The 4,294-nt window shown below is 43.5% G+C and carries 2 protein-coding genes; both read right to left on the reverse strand.

All coding sequences use genetic code 11. The annotated features are described in order from the left end of the window. Positions 1–333: 333 nt before the first annotated feature. A complete protein-coding gene (locus tag BK820_RS14755; RefSeq protein WP_008305437.1) occupies positions 334–2,736 on the reverse strand; it encodes a glucose/quinate/shikimate family membrane-bound PQQ-dependent dehydrogenase in 2,403 nt (800 codons plus the stop codon). Positions 2,737–2,896: 160 nt separating this feature from the next. Continuing rightward, on the reverse strand, positions 2,897–4,156 hold the full coding sequence (locus BK820_RS14760; protein ID WP_071321330.1) for a carbohydrate porin: 1,260 nt from the start codon (positions 4,154–4,156) through the stop codon (positions 2,897–2,899). Positions 4,157–4,294: the final 138 nt, after the last annotated feature.

The following is a 4,294-nucleotide window of genomic DNA, read 5'->3' on the forward strand; positions in this document are numbered from 1 at the left end:
TAATTAACGGAACCACATTACATGAATGCCTTGACTGATACAGACGATCAGGCAGGACAATGTTGATTTCATCGGTAACCGTCTTATATGAAGGTACATAGCTTATATTCCTGAAGTCTGGCGTCTATGCATGTCATGGAAGCCAAAATATTTATAAAGTGTTTTTTTGCTGTATCTCGAATGCTCAGCAGCATGAGATCAGTGCATCATGTTTATAAACATGCTCATCTGACCAATCATGATTTGCTGGTTAAGATTCATTGTTATAACAGCCTGTATTCTGCATAAAAAAGCCTGACGAATCAGGCTTTTTTACTTAACTACAAAACTTCATTATTTATTGTCTGGTAATGCATAGGCCACTAAAGAGTCGCCCATTTTGGTACCAAAGGAACCATGACCACCCGCCATAATTACTACGTACTGTTTACCGTTGGCTTCATAAGTCATTGGAGTGGCTTGACCACCTGCTGGCAGACGACCTTTCCATAACTCATCCCCATTGTTTACGTTAATGGCACGGATATAGTTATCCTGAGTTGCACCAACAAACATCACATTACCCGCAGTCGAAATTGGACCACCGAGCATTGGCACACCCATTTTAAATGGAGGTAATGGAATACCTGGCATACTGTCACGAATGGTACCGATGCGGCGTTTCCAGGCAACTTCATGGGTCGTCAGATCTACACCCGCCACATAGCCCCATGCAGGCTGCTTACATGGCAAGCCAAATGGAGACAGGAAGGCACTGATTTCAACACCATACGGCACCCCATACATTGGCTGTACCCCCGCTTCAGTACCTGCACCTTTGGCAGTCTGCTTACGGTTCGGATCTTGCGGAATCAGACGAGATACAAATGGCAAACCAATTGGGTTGGTCAATGCAATCTGACGGTCTGGATTCACAGACATACCGCCCCATTCGAATACCCCCAGGTTACCCGGGAAGACCAGCGTCCCGTTTTCAGAGGGTGGTGTATAAATACCGTCATAGTTCAGTTTTTTGAACGATACACGACACATTAACTGATCAAACATGGTGGCACCCCACATATCCTTATCCGTCAATTTATCTTGAGGAGCCAGGTTGAAGTCAGAGAACGGTTGAGTTTTTGAATACCACTCACCTTTAGTTTGTGGACCACGTTTTACAGATTGAGGCACCGGTTTCTCAGTGATTGGTATAATAGCTTCACCATTACGACGGTCTAATACAAAGGCATTACCAGTCTTGGTCAGCACGTAGATGGCTGGCACCATATTCCCGTTTTTATCTTTGATATCAGTCAATGTTGGTTGAGCTGGTACGTCCATATCCCATAGGTCATGATGGGTAGTCTGGAAGTTCCAGACTAATTTACCAGTAGAGGCATTCAATGCCAGCATTGAATTGGCATAACGCTCGTCCAGTTCAGTACGATGACCACCATAGATATCTGGTGTACCGACACCTGTAGGTACATAAACAATATCCAGATTGGCATCATAAGCTAAAGGTGCCCATGCATTTGGTGAGTTATGTACAAACTTTTGCCCTGGAGCAGGAATCGCATTTGGATCTTCCGCACCCGTATCAAATACCCAGAGCAATTCACCAGTATTTACATCATAACCACGAATGACACCTGAAGGTTCTTCAGTTGAATAGTTATCTGTGGTTGAACCGGCGATGATAATGGTTGTACCTGTCACCACAGGAGGTGAAGTCGGGTTATAACCGCCTGGATATGGGAATGGCATGTCTTTTTGCAGATCGACTTCGCCGTTATTACCAAAGTCGGAACATACCTTACCAGTAGTTGCATTGACCGCCACCAAACGTCCGTCATTCACTGGTAAGATTACTTTCTGAGGACATTCGGCAGACGTTGTAGAACGAGCAGCTAGACTGCTTTCAAAACCGGCAGTGTTATTGGCATCATAATAAGACACTCCACGGCAAGTTAAATGCTGGAAGGTATTGTCCGCTTTCAGCTTAGGATCAAAACGCCATTTTTCCTTACCCGTCGCAGGATCAAGTGCAATCAGGTACTGGTGAGTGGTACACATAAACAGGTTATTACCCACTTTAATCGGGGTTACCTGATTCGTAGTTTCACCAGAATCTTTATCCGTTTTTACATCACCGGTATGAAATTCCCAAGCTAACTCCAGATCTTTTACGTTATCAGCAGTAATCTGTTTCAATGGAGAATAACGTAGGCCGGATTGAGTACGACCATAGGCTGGCCAGTCTTCGTCAGCAATACCTGGAATAGACTGATGCACTGCAGGCTGCTGTGATTTTAACTCACCACGAATTTCTTGCGGGTCATTAAACACAGAATAGATCATTACCGCAATGGTAATTGCCAAAGTACTGGTGAGTGCAATCTTGGCACCTTTCGTCTCCCCAAAACCACGCGTCACTGCTGGAATGAGAAGTGCTAAACCGAACAGACCTAAAATGTCTAAACGAGGTGCGAGTGCGAAGAAGTCCGAACCAACTTCCCATAGCCCCCATACCACTGTGCCTAAAATCAGCACGGCGTATACGATCAGTGCTGTACTTTTCTGTTTATGTAATAACACTGCGGTCGCAATAAAGAAAATACCGGCAATGATGTAGTACCAAGACCCACCAAGTACTGCCAGGTAAATCCCTCCGATCAGTAGTACCAGACCGAAAATAACAGCAATGACTGCCATAATCGTTTTCAGTACTGAACCTGAAGACGAAGTATTCATATTGAACACCTTTATAAGATTTCTTTTCGCTCATGCAATTCGAATGCATGAGCACCATATTGTTAAGTTCTTAGTTATAAATACATACCTGAGGCATCTGTTTATCAATGCCTCAAAGGCATGGGAGATTCAATTATGTATTTGCAACTAAAAACTCTTTTTAAAAGGAGGTATTAAACTTGATACCGCCTACCCAAACGTTTTCACTATTTCTGTATGCACCGACATGGCGAACATACTGAAGGTTAGGTCGAATGGTTAACCAGTTCGTGGCATGCAATCCGTAGTAGATTTCTGCATCGATTTCTTCACTACGGTCACCCAATGCATCATGATTCATATGGATACGGGCAATACCAAACGCAATTTCATCCTTTGGACGAGCATCCATTACGCCTTTATACACAAGGCCAATATTTTGCATATCGGTCTTTTCATTGGTTTTGGCATCATGAAGGGTGAGATTTACGAATCCGCTGAGACCACGAGATATATCGTCTTGCTGTGCCGTCAATTGTTGCTTGGCAACAATCCAGCCACCTTGATGGTGGTCTGTTTTAGTCTGGATTTCTTGAGGCGTTACATCGTCAAGAATTTTTGAATCTGCGGTACTGTAGTAATACCCGGCACGATACTCCCCTGGAAGTTTTCGTTCACCGAGTTTTGGTGTCCACACCACTTCTGCCGGAATAATCGCGCCTTTAGAGCCGTCTATGCTCAGGTTAAAGCCTTTACCACGTTCCAGATTCTCAGGGTTATATTCATAGACGCCCACTTGGGTAAAGATTTCAGGTGTGACGTTGTATTTCACACGTGCTGCCCACTGTGATACTGGCCAGTTATACCATTGGTCACCGACCCAGTTGCCTACCTGTGAACCACACAATGCCAGGTTCTGGAAATCGCAATCAAAACTGTTAAAGTCTTCACCTTCACCAAAGCGACCAACTTTGACATCCAGTTTCTGATCCAGGAATTTTTTCTTGATCCAGAAGTCAGTTAAACGCCAGGTTTGACCACGTCCCCATACTTCCTGCACCGAGCTTAAGTGTCCATCAAGCGCTTCAGCAGTATTGGATAAGTTACGACCGTTACGCTGAGTCACCGTAATTTGTGCTTCGGTATCTTTCCATCCTGCAATTTTTTCCAGATCCAGATGAGCCCCGATTGCAAACTGGTCGGCGTATTCAGTACCGTGATCAGATGAGTTTTTAGCATCGATGAGTGTTGCTACTTCACCGGTATAACCAAAACTGAAATCATAACCTTGTTGTTGAAGTTGAGTACGCTGACCATTCCAGTCGCCTAACATCCATGGATTTTCTGTACTAAATGCATCCGCAGCATGAGTAGCAGTATTTGCCAATAGCAAAGCAGCCAAGCATGTATATACAGCCTTGGACAATTGGGAGATAGACATTAAATGTGTCGCCTTAGTCACACTTATATGGAGAATATATTACACCTCTTTATATAAATTGTTTGTTTTTAATATAAATTATATATTATTAAGTATTTTAAAAATGAAATTTATATAAATAGGCTTTGTTGCACAAAC

It is taken from the genome of Acinetobacter sp. LCT-H3 (genome assembly GCF_001866125.1).
Classification (GTDB): domain Bacteria; phylum Pseudomonadota; class Gammaproteobacteria; order Pseudomonadales; family Moraxellaceae; genus Acinetobacter; species Acinetobacter schindleri.